We start from the raw sequence: 25,514 nt of genomic DNA, 5'->3' as shown, positions 1-25,514 counted from the left end.
CCACGGCTTCTACTGGTTCCGGCTCCGCAAGGACGCCCTCTAGGACCCGGGTGGCGGGGCGGTTTCCCCCGCCCCGCCCTGGGCACGCATCAGTAACACCCCGACTCCGGGGAAAGGACGCGACGCCATGTCGGAAGCCGCAACCCACTCTGCAACGGCCCCCGTCGCACGCCCCGAGCTTCTCGCGTCCCTCGATCCACTGCTGCGGGAGTGGCTGCCGCGGCAGCGCTGGTTCGCGGGCAAGGGGCGTCCGGTGACCGGATTCTCGCTGGTCTCGGCGGTGGAACTGCTGCCGCCCGGGGCGAAGGCGGGCCTGCTCCACCTTCTCTTACGAGCGCATCAGCCGCTCACTCCGGCGCAGGGTGCCGCCCCGCAGCCGGGCGACTGCTACCAACTGCTCATCGGTGTCCGGGAGGCGCTGCCGCCCCGGCTCGCGCCCGCGCTGATCGGGCATCCGGACGAGGGGCCGCTGGCCGGGCGCACCGTGTACGAGGCGCTGTACGACCCGCGCCCCGCCGGGCTGCTGCTGGAAGCGCTGCGCAGCCGGGCCCGGGTCGGCGAGCTGCGCTTCGAGCGGGACACGCGCCAGGAGATCCGCAGGGACCTGGTGCCGCGCCTGATGACGGCGGAGCAGTCCAACTCGTCGATCGTGTACGGAGATACGTTCATTCTCAAGCTGTTGCGCCGGATCGTGCCGGGCACCAATCCCGATCTGGAACTGCCGCTGGCGCTGTCCCGGGCGGGCTGTGCGCGCGTACCGGCCCCCGCGGCGTGGATGCTCGCGGACCTGGGCGGGCAGACGTCCGTCCTCGGTGTGCTCCAGCCGTTCGTGCAGGGCGCGTCGGACGGCTGGGAGCTGGCGCTGCGCGAACTGGCCAAGGGCGAGGACTTCGCCGGCGAGGCGCGGGCGCTGGGCCGGGCCACCGCCGAGGTGCACACGGCGCTCGCCCGTACGCTGCCCACGGTGACGCTGGGCCGCGCGCAGATGGAGCTGCTCGTCGACGGCATGACGGAGCGTCTGGAGGCTGCGGCGCAGGCGGTGCCCGCCCTGCGTCCGTACGCGCCCGGCCTGCTGACCGCGTTCGAGGCGCTGGCCGATCTGGCCGCCGAGGGACACACCTGGACCGCGCAGCGCATCCACGGCGATCTGCACCTGGGGCAGTGTCTGCGCTCCCCCACCGGGGAGTGGTCGCTGATCGACTTCGAGGGTGAGCCGTCGAAGCCGATCGCCGAGCGCCGGATGCCGCAGCCCGTGGCGCGTGACATCGCGGGCATGCTCCGTTCGTTCGACTACGCCGCCCACTCGGTCCCCGGCGCCCCGGGCGCCGCCGGTGTGCCCGCCCCTCTGATACCCGGCTGGGCCGACGCCTGCCGCGCCGCGTACTGCACCGGCTACGCGGAGGCCGCCGGCGTCGACCCGCGCACCGACCCCGTCCTGCTGCGGGCGTACGAGACGGAGAAGGCGGTCTACGAAGTGCTGTACGAGGCCCGGCACCGGCCCGACTGGCTGCCGGTGCCGATGGCGGCGGTGCGCCGGCTGGCCGCGTCGCCCTGAACCCCGCTCCCCTGGTCCCTTCGATCCACCTGGTCCCGCGATGTCACCCGATCCTGCCGAGGAGGCCCTGCCCGTGACGCCCCGCCCTCCGTCCGACGACAGTCCGAAGAAGTCCGGCGCGAAGAAGTCCGGCGCGAAGAAGTCGGCTGCCGCCAAGAAGACGGCGACCGGCCCGACGGCGGCCGGGAAGACCCCCAAGGCTTCCGGGGCGGCGAAGGGGGCGGCGGGGGCTGCCGAGTCGGCCGCGGCCGAGGACGCGAACGGGAAGACCGCTGCCGGGAAGGGCGCGGCCGGGAAGTCCCCGGCCCGGGCGGCGGCCGGGAAGTCCGCCGCGGGCAAGGCGCAAAAGGCCGCGAAGACGCGCAGGTCCACGAGTTCCGCGAAGGTTCCGAGGCAGCTTCCCCGCCCGGAGGGGACCCCGGACACGCCACCGGTCCCGGAGCCGGCCCGCATCCCGGAGCAGGCGCCGGGCCCCGTCGCCGACCCCGCGCCCTTCTTCCCGGGCGTCGGGCCCGGCGACCGGGAACGGCTGCTCGACGGCACCCACCACGATCCGCACGGCGTGCTCGGAGCCCATCCGGTGCCGGACGGCGTGGCCTTCCGCGTCTTCCGCCCGTACGCGCTCGGGGTCACCGTCGTGACGGACCAACTGCGCGCCGAACTGCACGCCGACGGGGACGGGTTCTTCTCGGGACTGCTGCCGCTGCGTGACGTCCCCGCGTCGTACCGGCTGCTCGTGGCGTACGAGGAGACGGTCCAGGAGACCGAGGACGCGTACCGTTTCCTGCCCGCGCTGGGCGAACTCGACCTGCACCTGATCGGCGAGGGCCGGCACGAGGAGCTGTGGCGGGCCCTCGGCGCGCAGCCGATGGTCCACCAGGGCGTGACCGGCACGCGGTTCACCGTGTGGGCACCCAACGCGCGCGGTGTGCGTCTCGCCGCCGGCTTCAACTTCTGGGACGGCACGGGTCATCCGATGCGTTCGCTCGGCTCCTCCGGGGTGTGGGAGCTGTTCGTGCCCGCGATCGGCGAGGGCGAGCTCTACAAGTTCGAGATCACCCGCCCGGACGGGACGCGCACGCTGCGCGCGGATCCGATGGCCCGGCGCACCGAAACCCCGCCCCGCACCTCGTCGATCGTCCACACATCCCACCATGAGTGGCGGGACGCGGAGTGGATGTCGCGCAGGGGGCTGCGGGCGACGCACGAGGCGCCGTTCTCCGTGTACGAGGTGCACCTGCCGTCCTGGCGTCCCGGTCTCACCTACCGCCAGCTCGCCGAGCAGCTCCCCGCCTATGTGTCGGACCTGGGCTTCACGCATGTCGAACTGATGCCGGTGGCGGAGCATCCCTTCGGCGGGTCGTGGGGCTATCAGGTGACCGGCTTCTACGCCCCGACCGCACGGCTGGGCACCCCCGACGACTTCAAGTACCTCGTCGACGCCCTGCACCGGGCCGGCATCGGCGTCCTGATGGACTGGGTACCCGCACACTTCCCCCGGGACGACTGGGCCCTCGCCGAATTCGACGGGCGTCCGCTGTACGAGCACGCCGACCCGCTGCGTGCCGCCCATCCGGACTGGGGCACCCTCGAGTTCGACTACGGGCGGCACGAGGTCCGCAACTTCCTGGTCGCCAACGCCGTGTACTGGTGCGAGGAGTTCCACATCGACGGCCTGCGCGTCGACGCGGTCGCCTCCATGCTCTATCTCGACTACTCCCGCGAACCCGGGCAGTGGGTCCCCAACGAGCACGGCGGACGCGAGAACCTGGACGCGGTGGCCTTCCTCCAGGAGATGAACGCCACCGTCTACCGCCGCAACCCCGGCGTCGTCACCATCGCCGAGGAGTCCACGGCCTGGGACGGTGTCACCCGTGCCACCCATCACAACGGTCCGGGCGGATTCGGCGGGTTGGGTTTCGGGCTGAAGTGGAACATGGGCTGGATGCACGACTCGCTGGGCTACGTGGCCCACGATCCGGTCCACCGCAGGTACCACCACAACGAGATGACCTTCTCGATGGTGTACGCCTACAGCGAGAACTACGTCCTGCCCATCTCGCACGACGAGGTCGTCCACGGCAAGGGCTCACTGGTCTCCAAGATGCCCGGAGACTGGTGGCAGCAGCGGGCCACCGTGCGCGCCTACCTCGGCTTCATGTGGGCCCATCCCGGCAAGCAACTCCTGTTCATGGGGCAGGAGTTCGCCCAGGGCGCCGAGTGGTCCGAGGCGCACGGCCCCGACTGGTGGCTCCTCGATCCCGCCTACTCCGCCGAGCCCGACCACCGCGGTGTCCGCGACCTCGTCCGCGATCTGAACGCGGTCTATCGCCGCGAGCCCGCGCTGTGGCAGCGCGACACCGAGCCCTCCGGGTTCAGCTGGATCGCCGGTGACGCCGCCGAGGACAATGTGCTCGCCTTCCTGCGGTACGACGCCGACGGCACCCCGCTGCTCGCGGTCTCGCACTTCTCCCCCGTCGTGCGGCACGGCTACCGCATCGGCGTCCCCGAGGACGTTCCGGCCTGGCACGAGGTCCTCAACACCGACGCCGGCCGCTACGGCGGCAGCGACGTCCTGAACCCCGACCCCGTCAAACCCGAACCCCACCCGGCGCACGGCCGCCCGGCCGGCATCCGGCTGACCCTGCCCCCGCTCGCCACGATCTGGCTCCGGCCCGCGTAGCCGCGTGGAGCGCCGGACGGCCTGATTCCGGCCGTCCGGCGCTCGACGACGCGGCCGCTCAGGCCGGTTCGGGTGCGCTCAGGGACCGCGGCAGCGTCCCCGTGTGGAGCACGCCCAGCGACTGGGTGGCGCGGGTCAGCGCCACGTACAGGTCGCTCGTGCCGTACGACGCCGGGTCGACCACGAGCACGGAGTCGAACTCCAGCCCCTTGGCCTGCCGCGGATCGAGCAGCACCACGTCCCGTGTCAGGTCGGGCTCGGCATCCGCGGTGACCCCGTCCAGCCGCTCGGCCAGCGCGCCGTGCAGCGGGCGCGGCGCGATCACCGCGAGCCGCCCCTCGGCCGGGGTCAGTTCGGCCACCGCCTTGGCGACGGCTCCGGGCAGATCGACGCCGGCGTCCCGCACCCAGGGGCGTTCCCCGGTCGACCGGACGGACCGCGGCGGCTCGAAGCCGGGCTGCTCGGCCCGGACCACGGCCGCGGCGAGGTCCATGATCTCCGACGGGGTCCGGTAGTTGACGGCGAGCCGCGTGTGCTCCCAGCGGTCCTCCACGTAGGGGGCCAGGATCTCCTCCCAGGAGCCCACCCCGGCCGACTCCGCGGTCTGCGCCGGGTCTCCGACGAGGGTCATCGACCGGGTGGGGCTGCGGCGCATCAGCAACCGCCACGCCATCGGGCTCAGTTCCTGCGCCTCGTCGACGATGATGTGGCCGAAGGCCCAGGTCCGGTCGGCGGCGGCCCGCTCGGCGGCGCTGCGGTGGTCGTCCTCCTCGTGCCGTTCCGCCATCCGTTCGGCGTCGATGATGTTGTGCGCGGAGAGGATCTCGGAGTCCTCCTCGTCCTTGTCCTCGAACTCGTACGTCCGCGAGGCGTACGACACGTCGAGCACGCCCTGCGCGTAGGCGACCTGGGTGCGGCGCTCCTGGTCGGCGAGGGCGCGGGCGACGCGGTCGTCCTCGCCGAGCAGTTCGGCGGCCTCGTCGAGGAGGGGGACGTCCGCGGTGGTCCACTCCCGGGTGACGGGGCGGCGGACGGCGGCGGCGTCCTGTTCGCCGAGGTGGGTCTCGGGGGCGGCGAGGAAGTCCGCGACGACGCGCTGCGGTGTCAGCCGCGGCCACAGCTGGTCGACCGCGGACCAGACCTCGGGGTTCTCGGCCAGCTCGTCGCGGATCTGCGTGATGTCGCTGGGGTCGAGGAGGTTGGACCCGTCGAACGGGTCCGTGCCGATGCGTTCGGCGAGCATGTCGGTGAGGGTGTTGAGGATGTGTCCCTCGAAGTGCTCACGCGCCACGTTGTGCGGCAGCCCGGCCTCGCGGGTGCGTTCGCGGGCGACCTGCACGAGGCCCGCGTCGAGCATCAGGACGTCCCGGTCGTGCTCGATCGCGATGACCGGATCGGGCAGCGCCTGCCGGTCGCGGACGACCGCGGCGAGGACGTCGGCCATGTCGGCGCGGCCCTTCACGGCGGCGGCCTCGGGGGTGTCGCCGGCCGTGGCGTGCACACCGGGGAACAGTTCGCCGACGGTCGCGAGCAGGACGCCCGTCTCGCCGAGCGAGGGCAGCACCTCGCCGATGTAGCCGAGGAAGGCCGGGTTGGGGCCGACGATGAGGACGGCGCGCTTGGCCAGCAGCTCGCGGTGCTCGTAGAGCAGGTAGGCGGCGCGGTGCAGCGCCACGGCGGTCTTGCCGGTGCCGGGCCCGCCCTCGACGACGAGCACGCCCCGGTGCGGCGCGCGGATGATCCGGTCCTGCTCGGCCTGGATGGTCTGCACGATGTCGCTCATGCGGCCGGTTCGGGCCGCGTTGAGCGCGGCGAGCAGTACGGCGTCGCCGGTGGGGTCCTCGTGTCCGGTGCGTTCGCGGTCGCCCAGGTCGAGGATCTCGTCGTGCAGGGCGGTGACGCGCCGGCCCTCGGTCGTGATGTGCCGGCGGCGGCGCAGGCCCATGGGGGTGTGGCCGGTGGCCAGGTAGAAGGGGCGGGCGACCGGGGCCCGCCAGTCGATGAGGATCGGGGTGTGTTCGGTGTCGTCGGCGCGGATGCCGATGCGGCCGATGTGGTGGCTGACCCCTGACGGGGACTCCCCCTGCCCGGACGAGGAGGAGGGGTCGGGGGCGAGGTCGATGCGGCCGAAGCAGAGCGATCCGTCGACGGCGTTCAGCGCGGCGAGCAGGCCGGAGCGCTCGGCGACCAGCACGTCCCGTTCGAGCCGGGCCTGCATGGGCGTGTTGCCCTGGGCGAGCGCGTCCTCGACGGACGCCTCGGTGACCCCGCGCAGGGCGTCCACGCGCGCGTACAGCCCGTCGATGAATTCCTGCTCTCTCCGCAATTCATCGTCGGGAAATTCTGTGTGTGAGCCCCTGTTTGACAATTCCGCTCCCGCCCGGATATACTGTGGCCAGTGAACTTCTCCGCGACTTAATTCTCTTGAAGTCGCGAACCATCGAATATACGCAAAGAAATCCCCCGAGCGCAATCGCCAGGGGGATTTCTCGTATATCGGCCCGGATGCGGGCTCGTTCGCCGGGCGCGGTCAGAGCACGTCGGCGAGCTCTTCCATCAGCCGTCGCTTGGGCCGGGCGCCCACCATCGACTTCACCGGCTCTCCACCGCGGAACACCATGAGCGTGGGCATCGAGAGGACGCCGTACGCGATGGTCGTCTCGGGGTTCCTGTCCACGTCCAGCTGGACGATCTTGATCCGGTCGCTCTCCTCGAAGGCGATGTCCGCGAGGACCGGGGCGAGCTGCCTGCACGGTCCGCACCAGTCGGCTGTGAACTCCACGAGCACGGGCAGGTCCGCCCCGATCACCTCCGCCTCGAAGTCCGCGTCCGTCACCTCGGCCACACCCGCCACCTTGATCACCACGTCTGCCCTCCCAGTTCGCATTCCGGTTCCGGGCCGCCCGGAACCCGCGACTCGGCCGCCAGCTCGTCCCGCGCCTGCTCCGCCCGCAGCAGCTGCCCGGCGACCTGCGCGCGCACCGACCGCAGCTCCTCGATCAGCGTGTCGAGCTCACCGAGCTTGCGGCGGTAGACCGCGAGCGACGCGGGACACGAGTCGCCCTCGGGATGCCCGGCCCGCAGACACTCCACGAAGGGGCGCGTCTCCTCCAGGTCGAACCCGAAGTCCTGCAGCGTCCTGATCTGCCGCAGCAGCCGCAGGTCGTGCTCGTCGTAGGTGCGGTACCCGTTCTCGCCGCGCCGCGCGGGCAGCAGCCCCCGCGACTCGTAGTAGCGCAGGGTCCGGGTGGTCGTCCCGGCGCGTTCCGCCAGCTCGCCGATTCGCATGCCTGCGACGGTAGTCCTTGACGCCGACGTCAAGGCAAACCCTCCGGGCGCCGGACCGGCCCGTCCGGTGCCGGCCCGGCCGCCGCGGGTTCAGGCCGGCGGCAGCAGCGGCTTCCGCTCCACCGGGGAGGACAGCACGATCGACGTCGTCGTACGCCCCAGCGCGGAGGTCTGCTCCAGGATCTCCTCCAGGTGGATGGTGTCCTCGACGGCCACCTTGAGGATCCAGCAGTCCTCGCCGACGACGTGGTGGACCTCCACGACCTCGGGTCGCTCCAGCAGCTCCAGCGTCCTCGGGTGCTTGAGGGTGTAGCCGCCGTGCGGATTGACCCGGATGAAGGCCTGGATGCCGTAGCCGAGTCGGGGCGGCGAGACATGGGCGCCGTAGCCGGTGATGGCGCCGGCCGACTCCAGGCGGCGGACGCGTTCGGCGACGGCCGCCGGGCTCAGCCGGACACGGCGGCCGAGCTCGCTGAGCTTGATCCGGCCGTCGCTCTGGAGCTGCTCCAGGATCTGCCGGTCGAGCGCGTCGAAGGCCACCGACGTTTCGTTGGCGGCTGCGCGCAGATGCCGTGGTTCCTTCTGTGCCGCGGCCGGATCTCCCATGACTCCCCCTTCAGACCTCCTGCGTACGACGGGAGAATTATCACCACAAGGACCGGCGCGCCGAAGGCTTCGAAGCACGCCGGGCTCCACGGAATACGAAGCGGATCGGGGGCGTTCGTCATGCGCGAGATATGCGTCATCGGCGGAAACCGGTATTTCGGAAAGCGTCTGATAGCCCGGCTGCTGGCCGCGGGAGACCGGGTCACCGTGATCAACCGGGGGTCGTCGGCACCGCCCGCGGGGGCAATTCATCTCGTCGCGGACCGCAATGACGAGAAGTCCCTGGAGAGCGCGCTGGGTTCGCGGACGTTCGACGTCGTGATCGACCAGGTCTGCTACACGCCGCGGCAGGCCCGGATCGCGCGGCGCGTCTTCGCGGACCGCACCCGGCGCTATGTGATGACGTCGACCGTGGAGGTGTACGAGTACGAGGACTCGGCGGACCTCGTGGGCGAGGACGCCGTGGATCCCCGTACCGTCGCCGTCGACCTCACGCTGCCCTGGGACGACCCGGAGTTCCTGGAGACGCACTACGGCGAGGGCAAGCGGCAGGCCGAGGCGGTCCTCGCGGCCGGTCCCGCCTTCCCGTACGTGGCCGTCCGCGTCGCCCATGTGCTGGGCGGCGACGACGACTTCACCGGACGCCTCGACCACTACGCCGACCGCATCCGCACGGGCGATCCGATCGCCGTGCCCGCCGTGAACCGCCCGGCGACCTACGTCCATGTCGAGGAGATCGCGGACTTCCTCGCCTGGGCGGCGGGCCAGGACTTCACCGGCCCGGTGAACGCCGCCTCCCACGGGGTGCTCACCACCGAGGAGCTGTGCGCGGCGGTCGCGGTCCACGTCCCCGGGGGCAGGACCGTCTTCCGGAGCGTCGAGGTCGGGGAGGTCTCCCCGTTCTCGTTCGCCCGCTCCTACGGCATGGACAACTCCCGGGCCACGAAGCTCGGTTTCGCCTTCGGCGGGACGGACGAATGGCTGCCGCGCGCGGTCGCCGAGACGCTCGGAAAGGAGAACGGCTGACATGCGCCACCGCACTCTGGGAGAGGTGAGCGTCGGCGCGATCGGCCTCGGCGCGATGCCCCTGTCCATCGAGGGCCGCCCGGACGAGGCACGGGCCCTGGCCACGGTGCACGCCGCTCTGGACGCGGGCGTGACCCTGCTCGACACGGCCGACTCCTACCACCTGCCCGGTGCCGAACCCGGCCACAACGAGCAGTTGGTGGCCCGCGCTCTGGCGACGTACGGCGGCGACACGGGCGACGTGCTGGTGACCACGAAGGGCGGACGCGGCAGACCCGCCGACGGCAGCTGGACGGTGACGGGCTCGCCGCGCCATCTGAAGTCGGCCGCGCGGGCCTCGCTGAAGCGGCTCGGGGTGGACGCGATCGGCCTCTACCAGCTGCACAAGCCCGACCCGTCCGTGCCGTTCGAGGAGTCCGTCGGCGCCCTGCGCGAACTCCTCGACGAGGGCACAGTCCGGCTGGCCGGCATCTCCAACACCACCACCGCCCAGATCCGCGCCGCCCGTGCGATCCTCGGCGACCGGCTGGTCTCGGTGCAGAACCAGTACTCGCCCGCGGTCCGGGACAGTGAGGACGCGCTGCGGCTCTGTGCCGAGCTGGGCATCGCCTTCCTGCCGTGGAGCCCGCTGGGCGGGATCTCGCGCAGCTCCCTGGACGGCCCGCCCGGGGCGCGGTCCGCGGAACCGGGGTCCGGACCCTTCGGGGCCTTCCACGCGGTGGCCCGTGAACGCGGGGTCAGCCCCCAGCAGGTCTGTCTGGCCTGGCTGCTGGCGCGGTCGCCGACCGTGATCCCGATCCCGGGCGCGAGCCGCCCCGAGACCATCCGGGACTCGGCCGCGGCGGCCGACCTGCTCCTGACCCCGCAGGAGCTGGCCCGCCTCGACGCGACGACGGGCCGGTAGGGCCCGCCAGGACGCCGGGGCGCGCCGCCCGGCCGGTCACCCCCGAACGACCTCGACGGTGCTCGCCCAACTGTCGGCGGCGTGACCGCGGGCGACGGCACGGTCGGCGATCTCCTTGACCGAGCGCAGGGTGCTCACGTCGAGGCCGCGGTGCTCGGCGGCTTCCAGCACATGGCCCGCCCCCGCGGCCATCATGGCGAGGTTCGCGGCGGCGCCGGGATAGCGGCCGGCGTCGATGTCCTCGGCGGTGCCGGCCGCGATGGGCGGCAGGATGGCGGCGATGGTGTCCAGGTAGGGGGCGAGCGAGGCGGCCGGGACGCCGTCCGCCCCGGCCAGCGCGAAGGCGTGCACGAGTCCCGCCATGCTGGAGTAGAAGAAGTCGAGCAGCGCCAGGTCGTACACGGCGGCGAGGCCCGGCTCCTCGCCCAGGTACGCGGGCCGCCCGCCGAGCGCCCTCAGCGCGCGCTCGTGCTTGTCGTACGCCGCGCGCGGCCCGCTGTAGAAGACGAGCGCGTCGGGCCCGCCGATCGCCGGGACCGGCACCATGATCGAGCCGTCCAGGTGGTCGATTCCGCGCTCGTCCGCCCAGGCGGCGGTGGCGCGGGCGCGCTCGGGGGTGTCCGACGTCAGGTTCACCAGGACGCGTCCCGGCAGCTCGTCCGCGGTGGCGTCGAGGACGGCCCGCACCGCGCCGTGATCGACGACGCAGACGACGACCAGCTCGGCGGCGCGGACGGCTTCCGCGGCACTGTCCGCGCGGCGGGCGCCTCGCGCGACGAGGTCGTCGCCCTTGCCGGGCGAGCGGTTCCAGACGGTGGTGCGGTGCCCCGCGCGGAGGAAGGCCGCGGCGAGGGCCTGTCCCATGGCACCCAGACCGAGCACGGCGACAGAGGTGTTCTCAAGGTCGTTCGTCATGCCGGCCATGCTGGTCGGGGGGACAACTTCCCACAAGTACCGACTATTTGGTCAGCTACTGACCAAAAGGTAAGCGTGCGGCGGCCTCGGGGTCCTGCGGGCGGCCCCGTGCCCGCACAAGGGCTCGGGGCGCGCCGCGACGGGACGGGGCCGCTACGAGTGGGCGGGTTCCAGGCCCGCCGACTCCTCCACCTCCAGCAGCGAGGCGCTGTGCCGCTCCGCCTCGAACGCCCGGTGGCCGCCGCGCAGTCCGAACAGCCGCTTGGCGAGGGCGATGTAGAGCACCGCGAGGATGTTGAGGACCAGCGTGGTGATCTTCAACCAGCTGACGTGCTCGGTGAGTTCGTAGATCTCCAGCGGGAGGAAGGCGGCGGTGGCGACGACCGTGAGGTACTCCGCCCAGCGCTTGGCGTACCAGAGGCCGACCGCCTCGACGAGCTCGATCGCGGCGTAGACCAGGAGCAGCACGGCCACCAGCATCAGGGTGGAGTGCCGGTAACCGAAGGTCTTCTGGACGGTACCGACCACGGGTGAGTGGTCGAGGTCGTAGTGGAAGTGCCGGAAGACCGGACGGAAGACGTCGAGGTACTCGTCGAAGAGCCGGCGCACCGCGTCCTGGCTGTTGCTGAACTTCCACACGGCCGCCGCGACCAGCACGATGAACACCCCGCGCACGGCCCGCTCGACGGCGAGGAAGCGCAGGATGAACAGGTCGCGCAGGACCTTGCCGCGCGGTACGAGCGGGGCATCGTCGGCGGGCCCGGAGCCGTGCGGGGCGCCGAGCGCGAAGTCGCCGCAGCGCAGACACCGCCAGGCCTCGCCGAGACCCGTCTCGGCGCGCAGCCGATCGCGCAGGGCCCGCTCGTCGGGGGCGTACGTGACGTGACCGCGCCGGGCGCAGGTGCGCCGGTCCCAGTCGATCTTCATGCTCCGTGTCCTTTGCCGAACGTGCCGTGCCGTGCCGGTCCGACCGGCACGGCACGGTGATGCATGTCCTACGAGACGGCGGCCCTCGGGGTCACGGTTCCGAACGGATGTTCAAGAAAGGGTCAGCGACGGGCTCCGCCCGCGGGCTCGGGCGCGTCCTTCTCCTCGGCCGCGCCGTCGGGCGCGTCCTGCGCGGCGCCGCCCTCGGTCTCGGCTTCGGTCTCCGCTCCGGCTTCGACCTCGGCTTCGGCTTCGGCTTCGGTCTCCGCTCCGGCTCCGGCTCCGGCTTCGGGGCCGTCGGCCCCCGTACGCGCCTTCCGGGGCAGGAGGAAGGCGACGAGCACCGTGCCCACGCCCAGGATCACCGCTCCGACGAGGCTGGTGTGTGCCACCGCGTCCGAGAAGGACGAGCCCACCGCGTCCGCCATCTGCCGTGCGCCCTCGGCGAGCTGGTCGGCCTGGGCCTTCAGCTGCGCGGCCTGCTCGGGACCGCCCGCGTGGGCGGCCTGTTCACCGGCCTGGCGGGCCTTGTCCCCGATGCCCTGGGCGACGGCGTATCCGGCGCCGACGGAATCCTGCGCGGTGGACAGGGCGTTCGCCGGGAGCTTGCTGCCCGCCGTCGCGTCCGACAGGTGCGAGGAGTACGCACTCGACAGGACCGAGCCGAGGATGGCGATGCCGAGCGAGCCGCCGAGTTCCAGCGAGGTGTCGTTGACCGCGCCGCCGACGCCCAGTTCGGACTCGGGGAACGCGCCCATGATGGCGTCCGTGCAGGGCGACAGGGCGAGCCCGATCGCGAGTCCCAGGACCACGAGGGGCACGACGAGATCGCCGTACGACGATGCCGCGTCGACCCGGGCGAGCAGGGCGAGCGCCGCGGTGCCGCCGACCATGCCCGCGGTGACCGTGATCTTCATGCCGACGCGCGGGGTGAGGTAGCCGGTGAGCGCCGAGCCGACGAAGACGGCTCCGGCGAGCGGCAGCATGCGCACCCCGGTGTCCAGCGCGTCGTAGCCGAGGACGAACTGGAGGTGCTGGGTGAGGTAGTAGAAGGCTCCGAAGACGGCCAGGAAGAAGAGCGCGACGGCGAGGTTCGAGCCCGCGAAGCCGCGATGGGCGAAACGGCGCACGTCGACCACCGGCCGCGGGTGGCGCAGTTCCCACACCACGAACAGCGCGAGACCGACGCCCGCGACGACCGCGGCGGTGACGGCGTTGACGCCCCAGCCGAAGTGCGGACCCTCGATGATCATGTAGACCAGCGAGCCGATCCAGACCACCGACAGCAGGCCGCCCACGTAGTCGATGCGGTGGTGGTGCGCCGCCTTGGACGGCGGCACGAGGACGAGCGCGCCGACGATCGCGACCGCGGCGATCGGCACGTTGATGAGGAACGTGGACGACCAGCCGTGGTGCTCCAGAAGCGCTCCGGCGACCAGCGGGCCCGCCGCGATGGCGAGTCCGGCGGTGGCGGTCCACAGGGTGATCGCCTTGGCCCGCTCCGCGCGCGGGAAGGTCGCGGCGAGCAGGGAGAGGGTCGCCGGCATGATCAGCGCGGCCCCGACACCCATCACGGCGCGGGTCGCGATCACCCCGGTGGAGCCGTCGACGAGCGACCCGGCGACGGCGCCGCCCCCGAAGACGACGAGCCCGAGGATCAGGGCGCCGCGGCGGCTGTACTTGTCGCCGATCGCGCCGAGCAGCAGCATCAGCGCGGCGTACGGGACGGTGTAGCCGTCGATCACCCATTGCAGATCGGCGCTGGACAGGCCCAGGTCCTGGGTCATGTCGGGTGCCGCGACCGTGAGGGCGGTGTTCGCCATCACGATGATCAGCAGGCTCAGGCAGAGCACCAGGAGCGCCCACCAGCGCCGGGCGTAGGGACGTTCCATCCTCTCGACGGGTTCGTTCATGACGAGACGCATGGGTACGGGTCGCCCTTTCCTCGGTCGACGCGCACGGCGGTCGGCCGGCGCGGACGCGTGTACAGCGAGATCTATTTGCACAGCACTGTGCATTTACGCAACGATGTGCAATGTACGGTGCTGCACAGAGCTGTGCAAATCGAGGAGGTGGAGGCCTCGTGCCCGAGGACGGGAGGTCGGCGCACGCCGGACGGGGGCCGGCGACGGGCAGGCAGAATGGCAGTCATGACCACGGGTAACCTCAGCCGCGCGGACGTGAACCGCCGCCGCATCCTCGACGTCGCCCTCGCCGAGCTGCTGCGCGACCCCGACGCGTCCATGGACCAGATCGCACGGGCCGCGGGCGTCGTACGGCGCACGGTGTACGGGCACTTCCAGAACCGTGAGGCCCTGATCAGCGACCTCGTCGACGAGGCGGTGGACTCGGTGGCGGCGGCGCACGCGGCCGGCCGCGAAGGCGTCACCGACCCGGCCGAGTCGCTCGTCCGCTCCACGCTCGCCGTCTGGGAGATCGCCGACCGCTACCGGCTCCTCGTCGCCCTCGCCCAGCGCAGCGTCACCATGCAGGGCATCCGGGACCGCCTCACCCCCGTCCGCGAATCCTGCGCGGACATCCTGCAGCGGGGCCTCGACCAGGGCGTCTTCGAATCGCCGCTGCCGCCGTACGCACTCGCCTACGTGCACGAACAGACACTGTTCGCCCTGATGGAGGCGGTGAACGACGGACTGCTGCCCACGCAGGAGGCGGGCCGCTCCGCCGCGGTCACCATCCTGACCACGGCCGGCGTACCCGCCTCACGCGCCACCGGGCTGGTGGCCGAACTGAGCGCCTGACACACCGAGCGGCCGGGTCCACGGGGGAAGAACCCGGCCGCTCGGCGACCTCGGGGGCGTACCCGATCGGGCGGACGCCCCCGTCGGCAGGGCGCGCCCCGTTCAGGAAGGCACGCCCTGTTCACGGAAGTCCTACGCCTTCGCCAGCTCCTTCTCGCCGCCCTGCTCGGGCAGCTCGCTCCGGCCGGCGCTGTCGTCGTCCAGCAACGTCCGCTCGTCGAAGGGCAGTTCACCGGCGAGGACACGGTTCACGCGGTCCTTGTCGACCTCGCCCGTCCAGGTGCCGATGAGCAGAGTCGCCACCGCGTTGCCCGCGAAGTTGGTGACGGCGCGGGCCTCGCTCATGAAGCGGTCGATGCCGATGATCAGGCCGACACCGTCCACCAGGGCGGGCTTGTGCGACTGGAGACCGCTGGCCAGGACGGCGATACCGGAACCCGAGACGCCGGCCGCGCCCTTGGAGGCGACCATCATGAAGAGCAGCAGCCCGATCTGCTGGCCGATGCTCATCGGCTGGTCCATCGCGTCGGCGATGAACAGCGAGGCCATCGTCAGGTAGATCATCGTGCCGTCGAGGTTGAAGGAGTAGCCGGTCGGCACGGTGATGCCGACGACGGGGCGGCTGACGCCCAGGTGCTCCATCTTCGCGATGAGCCGCGGCAGCGCGGACTCGGACGACGAGGTGGACACGATCAGCAGGAACTCACGGCCCAGGTACTTCAGCAGCTGGAAGAGGCTGACCCTGGCCACCAGCTTCGTCAGCGTGCCGAGCACGATCACGACGAAGAGGAAGCAGGTGATGTAGAAGCCGAACATGATGGTGGCCAGCGCCTTGAGCGCGTCCATGCCGGTCTCGCCGATGACCGCGGCCATCGCGCCGAAGGCGCCGACGGGCGCCGCCCACATGATCATGCCGAGGACACGGAAGACCAGCTTCTGGATGTGCTCGACACCCCGAAGCACCGGCTCGCCCTGGCGCCCCATGGCCTGCAGGGCGAAGCCGACGAGCAGCGCGACGAGCAGCGTCTGGAGCACCTGGCCCTCGGTGAAGGCCGACACGAACGTGGTCGGAATGATCCCGAGCAGGAAGTCGACCGGCCCCTCGGCGGCGGCCTCGGCCTGGGTGTGCCCGACGCCCTTCACGGCCTCGGTCAGGTGCATCCCGCTGCCCGGGTGGACGATGTTGCCCACGACCAGGCCGATGGCCAGCGCCACGAAGGACATGGCGATGAAGTAGCCGAGCGCGAGCCCGCCGACCTTGCCGACCCTGGCGGCCTTCCGCACCGAGCCGACGCCGAGCACGATCGTGCAGAAGATGATCGGCGAGATCATCATCTTGATCAGGTTGACGAAGCCCGTGCCGAGCGGCTTGAGCTCCACGGCGAAGTCCGGCGCGGCGAACCCGACGGCGATGCCGAGGCCCACCGCGGCGATCACGGCGATGTAGAGGTAGTGCGTACGGTCCCGCTTCACAGCGGGTGCGTCAGGTGCCGTTGGGGATGTACTGGCCACGGCTGCCCTCCTTGACGACGTCGTCGGCATCATCCGGCGTGCGGCTCACGTCCGGCGGAACCCGGCGTGCGGCTCACGTCCGGGGAATCCGGGAGGCGTGGACTCCCGGGCGATGCGGTGACTATCTCCCGGCCTGTGAGGGCGGTCACCCTTCCGTTCATTGAGTTCACGCACATGAGGCGAGGCAGACTGACGGCATGCGTTTCCTCCGTGCCCCGCGCCCCCGCAGCCTGGCGGGGCAGCTCTTCGCGATGCAGGCCGTGCTGATCGCGGTGCTCGTCGCCGGGTACGCGCTGTTCACCTATGTCAGCGACCGCAGCCAGGCCGAGGAGTCGGCGGGCCGGCAGGCCATGGGCGTGGCGCGCTCCGTGGCGGACGCGCCCTCGGTGCACGCGGCGATCCGCACCGAGGACCCCTCGAAGGACCTCCAGCCGTACGCGCTGCGGGTGCAGCGGCACACCGGTGTCGACTTCGTCACGATCATGGACCCGCGGGGCATCCGCTGGACCCATCCCGACGAGAACCGGATAGGCCAGCACTTCCTCGGCCACACCGGTCCCGCGCTGGCGGGCCGGTCCTTCACCGAGACCTACACCGGCACGCTCGGCCCGTCCGTCCGCGCCGTCACCCCGATCCGGGACGACGGCCGCATCGTGGGGCTCGTCAGCGCCGGCATCAAGGTCGAGGCGATCACCAAGCGGGTCCAGGACCAGGTCACCGCCCTCGTCGGGGTCGCGGCGGGTGCGCTGGTCCTCGGCGGCATCGGCACGTACGTGATCAACGCCCGGCTGCGCCGCTCCACGCACGGCATGAACGCAGCCGAGCTCAGCCGCATGCACGACTACCACCAGGCCGCGCTGCACGCCGTGCGCGAGGGGCTGCTGATGCTGGACGGGCAGTTCCGGGTGGCGCTGATGAACGACGGCGGGCGGGAGCTGCTCGGTGTGAGTGACGACGCGGTCGGCCGTTCGGTGGCGGACCTCGGGCTGCCCGCCCCGCTGACCGGCGCGCTGCTGTCCGCGCAGCCGCGCGTCGACGAGGTGCACCTGACCGCGTCCCGCGTGCTGGTCGTCAACACGTCCCCGGTCTCCGGTGGTGAACGCCGTGGCACGGTCGTCACCCTGCGCGACGTGACCGAGCTCCAGGCCCTGACGGGCGAGCTCGACTCGGAGCGCGGCTTCACCCAGGCTCTGCGGTCCCAGGCGCACGAGGCCGCGAACCGCCTGCACACCGTGGTGTCCCTCATCGAGCTGGGCCGTGCCGATGAGGCCGTCGACTTCGCCACGGCGGAGCTGGAGCTGGCGCAGGCGCTGACCGACCAGGTGGTCGCAGCGGTCAGCGAACCGGTCCTCGCGGCGCTGCTGCTCGGCAAGGCGGCGCAGGCGAACGAACGGGGTGTGGAGCTGGTGGTGTCCGACGACAGCGCCATCGACGACGGTCTGCTCCCGGATTCCCTGCCCTCCCGGGACCTGGTCACCGTCCTGGGCAATCTGATCGACAACGCGGTGGACGCGGCGCAGGGGACGCCCGGCGCCCGGGTCACGGTGACGGCGTTCACCGACGAGTCCGTGCTGGTGATGCGGGTCGCCGACACCGGTGCCGGGGTGGATCCGGCGCACACCGAACAGCTCTTCCAGCGCGGCTGGACCACGAAGCCGGCGGGGCCGGGCGGACGCGGTCTGGGGCTGGCGCTCGTGCGGCAGACCGTGGAGCGTCACGCGGGCAGGCTGACGGTGCGCGAGGCGGCCGGGGGCGGGGCGGAGTTCGAGGTGCGGTTGCCGTTGCCCGCGGTGCCGCCGGCCGAGCGGTCCACGATGTCCACCGTGCCCGGGCCCGCGCGGCCCGAGGCCGTCCAGCCCGCTCTGCCCGGAGGCGACGCATGACCGACCCGATCCGCGTGCTCGTCGTCGAGGACGACCCGGTCGCCGCCGACGCGCACGTCATGTACGTCGGGCGGGTGCCCGGGTTCACCGCGGTGGGCAAGGCCCACACGGGCACGGAGGCCCGTCGCGCGCTGGACCGGACTCCGGTGGACCTGCTGCTCCTCGATCTGCATCTGCCGGACGTGCACGGGCTGCAACTGGCCCGCTCGCTGCGCGCCGCCGGTCACCACGCGGACGTGATAGCGGTGACGTCCGCCAGGGATCTGGCCGTCGTGCGCGAGGGGGTGTCGCTCGGTGTGGTGCAGTACGTGCTGAAGCCGTTCACCTTCGCCACCCTGCGCGACCGGCTGGTCCGTTACGCGGAGTTCCACGCGGCGGCCGGCGAGGCGAGCGGCCAGGACGAGGTGGACCGTGCCCTGGCCACCCTGCGCGCTCCCGGTCCGGCCGCGCTTCCCAAGGGGCTGAGCGCCCCGACCCTGGAACGCGTCTCCGTCGTCCTCCGGGACTGCGCCGACGGCCTGACGGCGGCCGGGGTCGCCGAGGCCGTCGGGATCTCCCGGATCACGGCCCGGCGCTATCTGGAGCACCTGGTCGAGGCCGGGCGGGCGGCACGTGCTCCGCAGTACGGTCAGGTGGGGCGGCCGGAGCTGCAGTACCGCTGGGTCAAGGGCTGACCGGGCGGCGGGTTCAGCCGTTGGGGAGGACGACCGCCCGGCCGTTGACCTTGCCCGCGTGCAGGCGCTCGTAGGCGAGGGGTGCCTCGTCGAGGGAGTACGTCTCGGTGTGGACGGAGACGGCACCGGCGCGCGCGAGGTCGAGGACCTCGATCAGTTCGCCGCGGGAACCCCAGTAGGGCGCGCTGACGGACACCTCGAAGGGCAGGGCCCCGAAGCCGACGGGCAGGGCGCCGCCGCCGATGCCCACGATGCCGATGTCGCCCTCGACGGCGGCGACGGCCCCGGCGGTCCGTACGGTCGGCTCCGCGCCGACGAAGTCGAACACCGCCTGGACGCCGACGCGGCCGCGCCGACGACGACGGCGGGGTATGAGGCTCATTGAGACATGAGTCCCACCGGGACATGACTAGGACTGCACGGTTCCCGGACGGTCGGGCAGGCGGGTGACCGCCGCGAAGGCCACGAGGGCGACGAGGCTCCCGGCGGCGAGGGCGGGCCAGTCGGCCCAGTCGGGATCGGCCGGGGCGGAGGCCGCCGCCCGCGCGAGGACCCCTGACCCCCAGCCGGCCGCCAGGCCGACGGCGAAGCCCGGCCACCGGTGCCGCACGCCCTTGATCACGTCGTCGGCCATCGCGTACACCGGGCCGAGCGCCATCAGCACCACCTGGTCACCCCACCCGAGGGCGGCGATGCCCGCCCCCGCGGCGATGCTGAAGAGCCCCACGCGGGCCAGCGGCACGACCTGCGCGGGACCTCGCGGGACCTCTCGGGGCCACCGGACGAAACGGCGCACACCCCCGGCGAACCCTCGCCCCTCGTCGTCCGGCATTACGTCTCCCTCCAGACGCGCGAAACGGACCAATGGCCGTCAACTCGCAGAAGGTGGACCCGTCGGCGCGGCGAAAGGTTGCGCGTACAGCACCACTTGGACTCCCAGACCCGCGACCGCCAGCGCCTCGGCCACCGACAGCGCCACCAGCCCGGCGGAGACCTGACCGCTCGCCCAGTACACGACCAGCCCCGCGAGCGGCACGAGACAGAACGCGAGCAGATCGACCCCGCACTGGATGAGCTTGCGCGACGCCCTGCGCGCGTCGCCGCGATGGGCGGTCTCCCACCTGAAGGCGGCCTCGGCGCCCGTGAGTTCGGCGAGCCGCGGCCCCAACTCGCCCCTGACGTACGCCCCGATCGCGGAGATCTTCTCGTCGTTGACCAGGTAGGTCCACCCGAGGACGACACAGACGGGCGGCAGCGCCAGCAGCATGGCCGCCTGCCCGGCCTGCGCGGACGCGGCGACGACGGCGGCCACCACCGCGAGCGTCACGTACAGCAGATTGTCCCGGAACCCGATCCGCGCCCGCTGCTCGTCCTTCACGCTCTGGTACTCGGCGAGCAGCAACTGCCCCCCGTTGACGCCCTGCTCCGACACGTGCGCCTCCCCCTTCTCCTCCGAGCACCAACACGCCTTCTGGGCAGGCGACTTGGCAGTACCTTAAGAGTGTGCCGGAGACAGAACCCACCGTCGTGGTCCTCACCGCACTCCCGTCCGAGTACGAGGCCGTGCGCCGGCGGCTCTCGGACGCGGAGGAACTGGAACATCCCGCGGGGACGCGGGTGGAGCGGGGCCGGCTCGCCGACACCCCTTGGTACGTGGCCGTGGCGGAGCTGGGCGAGGGCGCCCTGAACGCGGCCGTGCTCACCGAGCGGATCGTGGCCTGGCTGCGCCCCGAGGCGCTGCTGTTCGTGGGAGTGGCGGGCGGCCTCAAGGACGACATCCGGATCGGCGACGTCGTGGTGGGCACGAAGGTGTACGGCATCCACGGCGGCAAGCAGACCGACAAGGGCTTCCACGTCCGCCCCGAGGCCTGGCGTTCCTCCCATCGCCTGGAACAGGCCGCCCGGTTCGCCCTGCGCGGCAAGGTGCACCTGAAACCGATCGCCGTCGGCGATGTCGTGCTGGCGGACGCGAAGTCGGACGTCGCCGAGCATCTCAGGGCCCACTACAACGACGCCGCCGCCATCGAGATGGAGGGCTCGGGGGTCGCCCATGCGGCGCACCTCAGCGATCGGCTGGACGCGCTCGTGATTCGCGGGATCAGCGACTACGCCGACGTGGGGAAGGCGGCGGCCGACGCGTCGGGATCGCAGCCGCGTGCCGCCGACGAGGCCGCGGCGGCGATGGTCGCGATCCTGCGCAAGCACCGGCCCCTGCGCGACCGCACGACCGCTCCGGGCACCCCGGACGACTCCGGCTCCCAGGAGGGTCCCTTTCCCCCTTCCCGGTACGGCGGCGATCACCTCGACTTCCGGGGCAGCACGTTCCACGGGCCGTTCGTGGCGAAGTCGGTCGGAGGACGAGGGGACCAGGGATAGGGCAAAGGCGAACTCGGGCCGCGTTCACGGGCCGGTCCCAGTGGCGACCGCTGCGCTTCCGGCCGTGCCCGCGGGATTCACCGGGCGGGATGCCCCCCTGGCCCGCCTGCTGCGGGTTCTGGACCCGGCCGCCGAGTCCGACCTGCCCGTCGTGATCTGTGCGGTGTCCGGGCTGGGCGGCATCGGCAAGACGTCGCTGGCGCTGTCCGCCGCGCACAAGGCGCTCAGGCACGGCTGGTTCCCGGGTGGAACCCTGTTCGTGGACTTCCGGGGCTACGACCCCGATCCGGTGACGGCCGACCAAGCACTGCTCGCACTGCTGGACGGGCTCGGGGTGCGGGGCTCCGACCTTCCCCAGACACCGTCGGCGCAATACGCCCTGTACCGCACCCTGCTCGCACAGCGGCGCGACCCGACCCTGCTGCTCCTGGACAACGCCTCCGACCCGGAACAGCTCACGCCGCTCATGCCCGGAACCGATCACCATCGCGTACTGATCACTTCCCGCAACCGGCTGACGGATCTCCCGGCCCGGCTCATCGACCTCGACGTCCTCGAACCCGCGGCGGCGGCCGACCTCGTCGACAAGGCGCTGCGCCTCAGCGACGAACTGGACGACCGGCCCGCCCACGAACCCGAGGCCGTCGCCGCGCTCGCCGCGGTGTGCGGTCACCACCCGCTCGCCCTCCGCATCGTCGTCGGCATGCTGCGCAAACGCCGGTACCGCAGCATCGCCTCGCTCGTGGACGACCTCCGGGAAACCGGCGACCGGACCGCGACGCTGGGAGTACGGCCGATCTTCGACTCGGCGTACGGGCAACTTCCGCCGGACCAGGCGAGGTTGCTGCGCCTGCTCACCCTCGCGCCCACGGCGGAGGTCGGTACGCACGCCGCGGTCGCGCTGGCCGACCTCCCCACCGACCGCACGCTCGCGCTGCTGGAGGAACTGGCCGCCTCACACCTCGTCACGCCCGCACCGACGGACGGCGGTGTGCGGTGGAGGCTGCACGACCTGGTGCGCGACTACGGGGCGGCGGCAGCGGTGAGCTCCACTGCCCTGAGGGAGGAAGGCGAGGCCGCTCGCGACCGGTTGCTGGAGTTCTACTGCCGATGGGCACGGGACGCCGATGCCCTGTTGCGGAAGCGCCCCCCGGGTGCGACGCCCGAGCATTTCACGACCCGGCATGAGGCGCTGGCCTGGCTCGATGCGGAGCGGGCGGCCCTGGTGGCCTCGGTTCAGTGGTCGGAAAAGGGGCGCCATGCCGACCAAACGGTCCGATTGACACTGCATCTCATGGACTACGGACTGAACTGGCGTAGGGACTGCGTCGAGTGGATCGCCATGAGCCGCCCCGCACGCGCCGCGGCTCGGCGGACCGGCGACCGGATCGCCGAAGCACGCATCCTCAACAGTCTCGGTTTCGCCCTGCGAGAGCTCAATCAGCTGACGGAGGCAATGGACGCCCACACAGACGCACGTGACCTCTACGAGACCACCGACGACCCGCACGGTACAGCCAGCGCTTGGAACAACATCGGGCTCACCCTGGCAGACCTCGGCCGGTCGCCGGAGGCAGCCGAGGCCCTCACCCACGCCCGCGATCTGCACCACGCCACGGGCTTCGTCAGCGGCGAAGCCGCAGCCTCCCACAACCTTGGCAACACCCTTCAGGACGTGGGTCGTCTTACTGAGGCGATCGACGCCTACTCCCGCGCGTGCCATCTGCACCATGCCGTCGACGACCTGCCTGGCGAAGCCATGGCATGGGCCGGCCTCGGATCGGCCTTGCAGGAGGCGATGCGCTGGGACGAGGCGATCGAGGCGTGTGAGACGGCCCTCCGCATGTATCTGGAGTTCACGGACTGGGAAGGAGCGGGCCGGACCTCGCTGAATCTCGCCCGCATGTACGAAGGTGCAGATATGCCCACGGCGGCCCGCGCGTACTACCTCCAAGCCGCCGGAGCCCTCACCCGAGCCGGCGCACCGGAGGAAGCCGCCCAAGCCCGAGCCGCCGCAAGGTCATTGACCTGACATACGCACACCTCCTAAGTTCACCGAGCAGACAACTCGGCTCGCCCGACAACGATGTCGGTCAGTAGGAGGTCGTGCCCGTGCGCCCCACCGCCGCCCCACTTCTGCTCGCGACAGTGCTCGCCGCCACCACACTCACCGCATGCGGATCCGGGTCGGGGAGTGACCCCGACACCGTGAAGATCTCCTTCAAACAGTCGACCGACAACTCGGTCCGGGTGATGGACACCTACCTGGCCGACATGAAGAAGCAGTTCGAGAAGGCCAACCCCGGCAAGAAGGTCGAGCTCGTCCCGATCAAGGCCCCGGACTCGGAGTACTACACCAAGCTCCAGCAGATGCTCAGATCGCCCAAGACGGCCCCCGACCTGGTCTACGAGGACACCTTCCTCATCAACTCCGACATCACGAGCGGGTACTTGAAGCCCCTCGACCCCTACCTCGACAAGTGGTCCGACTGGGGCCAGTTCATCGACACCGCGAAGGCGGCGGCGAAGGCGCAGGACGGCAAGACGTACGGCGTCCCGGACGGCACGGACACCCGCGGCCTCTGGTTCGACAAGGGGATATTCAAGAAGGCGGGCCTGCCCGAGGACTGGCAGCCGAAGACGTGGGACGACGTCCTCTCCGCCGCGCGCACCATCAAGAAGAAGGTCCCCGGCGTCACACCCCTGAACGTCTACACCGGCAAACCCGCCGGTGAGGCGGCCACCATGCAGGGCTTCGAGATGCTGCTGTACGGGACGGGCGACGGACAGTCCGACCCTCTGTACGACTCCGCCTCGAAGAAGTGGATCGCCTCCGGCCAGGCCTTCAAGGACTCCCTCGGCTTCGTGGAGACGGTCTACAAGGAGAAGCTCGGCCTCGACGTCCCCGACGCCCTGGACCCCAACATCCAGACCCGGATCCGCGGCGAACTGCTGCCCAAGGGCAAACTCGGCATCAACCTCGACGGCAGCTGGCTCCCGCAGGACTGGCTGAAGGGGGCCGGGCACGAATGGCCCGAGTGGTCCCAGAATCTCGGCCTCGCCTACATGCCCACCCAGCACGGCCAGGCACCGGGCAAGGTGAGCATGTCGGGCGGCTGGACCTGGTCGATCCCGGCCAAGGCGGCCAACCCCGACCTGGCGTTCAAGTTCATCGAGACGATGCAGACCAAGGCCAACGCCCAGAAGTGGTACATCGCCAACTCCGGTATCGCGGTGCGCAAGGACGTCGCCGCCGACCCCGCCTACGTGCAGGCTCAGCCCGGCATCAAGTTCTTCACCGACCTGGTCGCGAGCACGCACTACCGGCCCGCGTACCCGGCGTACCCGAAGGTCTCGACCGCCATCCAGGAGGCCATGGAGAGCGTCACCACGGGTGACAGTTCGGTCGACAAGGCGGCGAGCGGCTACGACGAGGAACTGAAGTCGGCCACCGACAACCAAGTGATCGAGAAGTGAGCGTCGGTACGCACACGGCGTCCCCGGTCGGCACGGTGGGCAAGACGTCCGCCCCCGTGCGCCGGGGAGGTCTCCTGCGCTCCCTGACCCGCGCCCTGCCGCTCGCCCCGGCCGTCGTCCTGCTGCTGCTCTTCCTCGCCGGCCCGATCGCCTACTGCGCGTACATCGCCTTCACCGACCTCCAGCTCACCGGCCAGGCCCAGTCGTCCTTCGTCGGCCTGGAGAACTTCCGTGCGGCGTTCCGGGACGACGCGTTCCGCAACGCCGTCTGGCTGACGCTGGTGTTCACCGTGGTGTCGTCGCTGCTCGGCCAGAACACGCTGGGTCTGGCGCTCGCCTCGCTCATGCAGCGTGCGTCCAAGCCCGTCCGCACCGTGGTCGGCGGGATCGTCATCACGGCCTGGGTGCTGCCGGAGGTGGTGGCGGGATTCCTGCTGTACGCCTTCTTCCGCCGCGAGGGGACGCTGAACGCCATCCTCGACTGGCTCCATCTCCCCACCCAGAACTGGATGTTCACCCTGCCGATCCTCGCGGTGTCCTTCGCCAACGTATGGCGCGGGACGGCCTTCTCGATGCTGGTCTACTCGGCCGCCCTGAACGAGATCCCGAAGGAGATCACGGAGGCCGCCGAGGTCGACGGGGCCGGTGGCTGGCGGCGCCTGTGGCACATCACCCTGCCGATGATCCGTCGCTCCATCGGCACGAACCTGATGCTCAACACCCTGCAGACGCTGTCCGTCTTCGGGTTGATCTGGGTGATGACGCGCGGCGGCCCGGGCAACCGCAGCCAGACCCTCCCGCTGTTCATGTACGAGCAGGCCTTCCAGAAGAGCATGATCGGGTACGGGACGGCGGTGGCGCTGCTGCTCCTGGTGGTGGGCTCGCTGTTCTCGCTGATCTACATGCGCCTGCTGCGGACGGAGGTGTGA

The 25,514-nt window shown here is 71.5% G+C and carries 21 protein-coding genes and 1 pseudogene; 11 read left to right on the top strand and 11 right to left on the bottom strand.

Annotated elements, in window-relative coordinates:
• The first annotated feature begins 127 nt into the window (after window positions 1–127).
• Together BKI49_RS26340 and glgB are read left to right on the top strand one after the other, a co-directional pair.
• Window positions 128–1,555: a maltokinase N-terminal cap-like domain-containing protein gene (locus BKI49_RS26340; protein WP_095936739.1), complete on the top strand. Its 1,428-nt coding sequence runs from the start codon at window positions 128–130 to the stop codon at window positions 1,553–1,555.
• A 73-nt stretch (window positions 1,556–1,628) separates the two neighbouring features.
• On the top strand, window positions 1,629–4,238 hold the full coding sequence (gene glgB / locus BKI49_RS26335) for a 1,4-alpha-glucan branching enzyme (protein WP_257004957.1): 2,610 nt from the start codon (window positions 1,629–1,631) through the stop codon (window positions 4,236–4,238).
• A gap of 58 nt (window positions 4,239–4,296) precedes the next feature.
• Here glgB and BKI49_RS26330 read toward each other — a convergent pair whose 3' ends face one another.
• From BKI49_RS26330 to BKI49_RS26315, 4 genes are all read right to left on the bottom strand, one after another.
• Complete coding sequence (locus BKI49_RS26330; protein WP_095936766.1) at window positions 4,297–6,624, bottom strand: HelD family protein; 2,328 nt, start codon at window positions 6,622–6,624, stop codon at window positions 4,297–4,299.
• A gap of 144 nt (window positions 6,625–6,768) precedes the next feature.
• Window positions 6,769–7,101: a thioredoxin gene (gene trxA, locus BKI49_RS26325; protein WP_095936765.1), complete on the bottom strand. Its 333-nt coding sequence runs from the start codon at window positions 7,099–7,101 to the stop codon at window positions 6,769–6,771.
• A complete protein-coding gene (locus BKI49_RS26320) occupies window positions 7,098–7,526 on the bottom strand; it encodes a MerR family transcriptional regulator (RefSeq protein WP_095936737.1) in 429 nt (142 codons plus the stop codon). Before BKI49_RS26320 ends, trxA begins: the two co-directional genes overlap by 4 nt.
• Window positions 7,527–7,616: 90 nt before the next feature.
• Window positions 7,617–8,132 carry an Lrp/AsnC family transcriptional regulator gene (locus BKI49_RS26315; protein WP_257004956.1) on the bottom strand — a complete coding sequence of 172 codons (516 nt, stop codon included), beginning with the start codon at window positions 8,130–8,132 and terminating at the stop codon, window positions 7,617–7,619.
• A 120-nt stretch (window positions 8,133–8,252) separates the two neighbouring features.
• On the opposite strand from BKI49_RS26315, the gene BKI49_RS26310 reads away from it, so the two are divergent.
• The gene (locus BKI49_RS26310; RefSeq protein ID WP_095936736.1) at window positions 8,253–9,158 is read left to right on the top strand and encodes an NAD-dependent epimerase/dehydratase family protein; all 906 of its coding nucleotides are present in this window, start codon (window positions 8,253–8,255) and stop codon (window positions 9,156–9,158) included.
• 1 nt (window position 9,159) lies between these two features.
• Entirely contained in the window at window positions 9,160–10,062 is a 903-nt protein-coding gene (locus tag BKI49_RS26305; protein ID WP_095936735.1) for an aldo/keto reductase, read from the top strand.
• Between the two features lie 36 nt (window positions 10,063–10,098).
• On the opposite strand, the gene BKI49_RS26300 is transcribed toward BKI49_RS26305, so the two are convergent.
• From BKI49_RS26300 to BKI49_RS26290, 3 genes are all read right to left on the bottom strand, one after another.
• Window positions 10,099–10,977, bottom strand: coding sequence for an NAD(P)-dependent oxidoreductase (locus tag BKI49_RS26300; protein ID WP_095936763.1), 879 nt, complete (start codon window positions 10,975–10,977; stop codon window positions 10,099–10,101).
• Window positions 10,978–11,130: 153 nt separating this feature from the next.
• Window positions 11,131–11,904 (bottom strand): DUF2127 domain-containing protein, encoded by a 774-nt coding sequence (locus BKI49_RS26295; RefSeq protein ID WP_095936734.1) that lies wholly within the window; start codon window positions 11,902–11,904, stop codon window positions 11,131–11,133.
• 122 nt (window positions 11,905–12,026) lie between these two features.
• Window positions 12,027–13,829 (bottom strand): MFS transporter, encoded by a 1,803-nt coding sequence (locus tag BKI49_RS26290; protein ID WP_257004955.1) that lies wholly within the window; start codon window positions 13,827–13,829, stop codon window positions 12,027–12,029.
• Between the two features lie 216 nt (window positions 13,830–14,045).
• Between BKI49_RS26290 and BKI49_RS26285 the strand changes: the two genes are divergently transcribed.
• A complete protein-coding gene (locus BKI49_RS26285; RefSeq protein WP_095936733.1) occupies window positions 14,046–14,663 on the top strand; it encodes a TetR/AcrR family transcriptional regulator in 618 nt (205 codons plus the stop codon).
• A 132-nt stretch (window positions 14,664–14,795) separates the two neighbouring features.
• Here the strand turns inward: BKI49_RS26285 and BKI49_RS26280 are convergent, their stop codons facing one another.
• The gene (locus tag BKI49_RS26280; protein ID WP_373557589.1) at window positions 14,796–16,208 is read right to left on the bottom strand and encodes a cation:dicarboxylate symporter family transporter; all 1,413 of its coding nucleotides are present in this window, start codon (window positions 16,206–16,208) and stop codon (window positions 14,796–14,798) included.
• Window positions 16,209–16,372: 164 nt separating this feature from the next.
• Here BKI49_RS26280 and BKI49_RS26275 point away from each other — a divergent pair, with 164 nt between their 5' ends.
• Window positions 16,373–18,058: an ATP-binding protein gene (locus tag BKI49_RS26275; protein WP_095936731.1), complete on the top strand. Its 1,686-nt coding sequence runs from the start codon at window positions 16,373–16,375 to the stop codon at window positions 18,056–18,058.
• On the top strand, window positions 18,055–18,732 hold the full coding sequence (locus tag BKI49_RS26270) for a response regulator (RefSeq protein ID WP_095936730.1): 678 nt from the start codon (window positions 18,055–18,057) through the stop codon (window positions 18,730–18,732). Before BKI49_RS26275 ends, BKI49_RS26270 begins: the two co-directional genes overlap by 4 nt.
• Before the next feature lie 13 nt (window positions 18,733–18,745).
• Here the strand turns inward: BKI49_RS26270 and BKI49_RS26265 are convergent.
• The 3 genes and pseudogenes from BKI49_RS26265 to BKI49_RS26255 form a co-directional block, all read right to left on the bottom strand.
• Window positions 18,746–19,072: pseudogene (locus BKI49_RS26265) on the bottom strand (zinc-binding dehydrogenase); the annotation flags it as partial.
• Between the two features lie 69 nt (window positions 19,073–19,141).
• Window positions 19,142–19,564, bottom strand: coding sequence for a hypothetical protein (locus tag BKI49_RS26260; RefSeq protein ID WP_095936729.1), 423 nt, complete (start codon window positions 19,562–19,564; stop codon window positions 19,142–19,144).
• Window positions 19,565–19,603: 39 nt separating this feature from the next.
• The gene (locus tag BKI49_RS26255) at window positions 19,604–20,164 is read right to left on the bottom strand and encodes a hypothetical protein (protein ID WP_095936728.1); all 561 of its coding nucleotides are present in this window, start codon (window positions 20,162–20,164) and stop codon (window positions 19,604–19,606) included.
• A 71-nt stretch (window positions 20,165–20,235) separates the two neighbouring features.
• Between BKI49_RS26255 and BKI49_RS26250 the strand changes: the two genes are divergently transcribed.
• The 4 genes from BKI49_RS26250 to BKI49_RS26235 all read left to right on the top strand — a co-directional run bounded on the left by BKI49_RS26250 (window position 20,236) and on the right by BKI49_RS26235 (window position 25,514).
• Window positions 20,236–21,108 carry a 5'-methylthioadenosine/S-adenosylhomocysteine nucleosidase family protein gene (locus BKI49_RS26250; RefSeq protein ID WP_095936727.1) on the top strand — a complete coding sequence of 291 codons (873 nt, stop codon included), beginning with the start codon at window positions 20,236–20,238 and terminating at the stop codon, window positions 21,106–21,108.
• Window positions 21,109–21,172: 64 nt separating this feature from the next.
• On the top strand, window positions 21,173–23,140 hold the full coding sequence (locus tag BKI49_RS26245; protein ID WP_257004954.1) for an ATP-binding protein: 1,968 nt from the start codon (window positions 21,173–21,175) through the stop codon (window positions 23,138–23,140).
• A 74-nt stretch (window positions 23,141–23,214) separates the two neighbouring features.
• On the top strand, window positions 23,215–24,585 hold the full coding sequence (locus BKI49_RS26240) for an extracellular solute-binding protein (protein ID WP_095936725.1): 1,371 nt from the start codon (window positions 23,215–23,217) through the stop codon (window positions 24,583–24,585).
• Between the two features lie 35 nt (window positions 24,586–24,620).
• Window positions 24,621–25,514 carry a carbohydrate ABC transporter permease gene (locus BKI49_RS26235; protein WP_257004963.1) on the top strand — a complete coding sequence of 298 codons (894 nt, stop codon included), beginning with the start codon at window positions 24,621–24,623 and terminating at the stop codon, window positions 25,512–25,514.

The organism is Streptomyces sp. Tue6028 (assembly GCF_002300165.1).
Classification (GTDB): domain Bacteria; phylum Actinomycetota; class Actinomycetes; order Streptomycetales; family Streptomycetaceae; genus Streptomyces; species Streptomyces siamensis.
Note: the sequence above shows the minus strand (reverse complement) of the source record. Positions and strands in the feature narration are given on the sequence as shown.

Excerpts from the sequence above, each read along its gene's own strand:
- BKI49_RS26310 (WP_095936736.1), top strand. The coding sequence starts at position 8,253 with ATGCGCGAGATATGCGTCATCGGCGGAAACCGGTATTTCGGAAAGCGT.
- BKI49_RS26315 (WP_257004956.1), bottom strand. The coding sequence starts at position 8,132 with ATGGGAGATCCGGCCGCGGCACAGAAGGAACCACGGCATCTGCGCGCA.
- BKI49_RS26305 (WP_095936735.1), top strand. The coding sequence starts at position 9,160 with ATGCGCCACCGCACTCTGGGAGAGGTGAGCGTCGGCGCGATCGGCCTC.
- BKI49_RS26340 (WP_095936739.1), top strand. The coding sequence starts at position 128 with ATGTCGGAAGCCGCAACCCACTCTGCAACGGCCCCCGTCGCACGCCCC.
- BKI49_RS26290 (WP_257004955.1), bottom strand. The coding sequence starts at position 13,829 with ATGCGTCTCGTCATGAACGAACCCGTCGAGAGGATGGAACGTCCCTAC.
- BKI49_RS26320 (WP_095936737.1), bottom strand. The coding sequence starts at position 7,526 with ATGCGAATCGGCGAGCTGGCGGAACGCGCCGGGACGACCACCCGGACC.
- BKI49_RS26300 (WP_095936763.1), bottom strand. The coding sequence starts at position 10,977 with ATGACGAACGACCTTGAGAACACCTCTGTCGCCGTGCTCGGTCTGGGT.
- BKI49_RS26285 (WP_095936733.1), top strand. The coding sequence starts at position 14,046 with ATGGCAGTCATGACCACGGGTAACCTCAGCCGCGCGGACGTGAACCGC.
- BKI49_RS26275 (WP_095936731.1), top strand. The coding sequence starts at position 16,373 with ATGCGTTTCCTCCGTGCCCCGCGCCCCCGCAGCCTGGCGGGGCAGCTC.
- BKI49_RS26280 (WP_373557589.1), bottom strand. The coding sequence starts at position 16,208 with ATGATGCCGACGACGTCGTCAAGGAGGGCAGCCGTGGCCAGTACATCC.
- BKI49_RS26295 (WP_095936734.1), bottom strand. The coding sequence starts at position 11,904 with ATGAAGATCGACTGGGACCGGCGCACCTGCGCCCGGCGCGGTCACGTC.
- BKI49_RS26270 (WP_095936730.1), top strand. The coding sequence starts at position 18,055 with ATGACCGACCCGATCCGCGTGCTCGTCGTCGAGGACGACCCGGTCGCC.
- BKI49_RS26260 (WP_095936729.1), bottom strand. The coding sequence starts at position 19,564 with ATGCCGGACGACGAGGGGCGAGGGTTCGCCGGGGGTGTGCGCCGTTTC.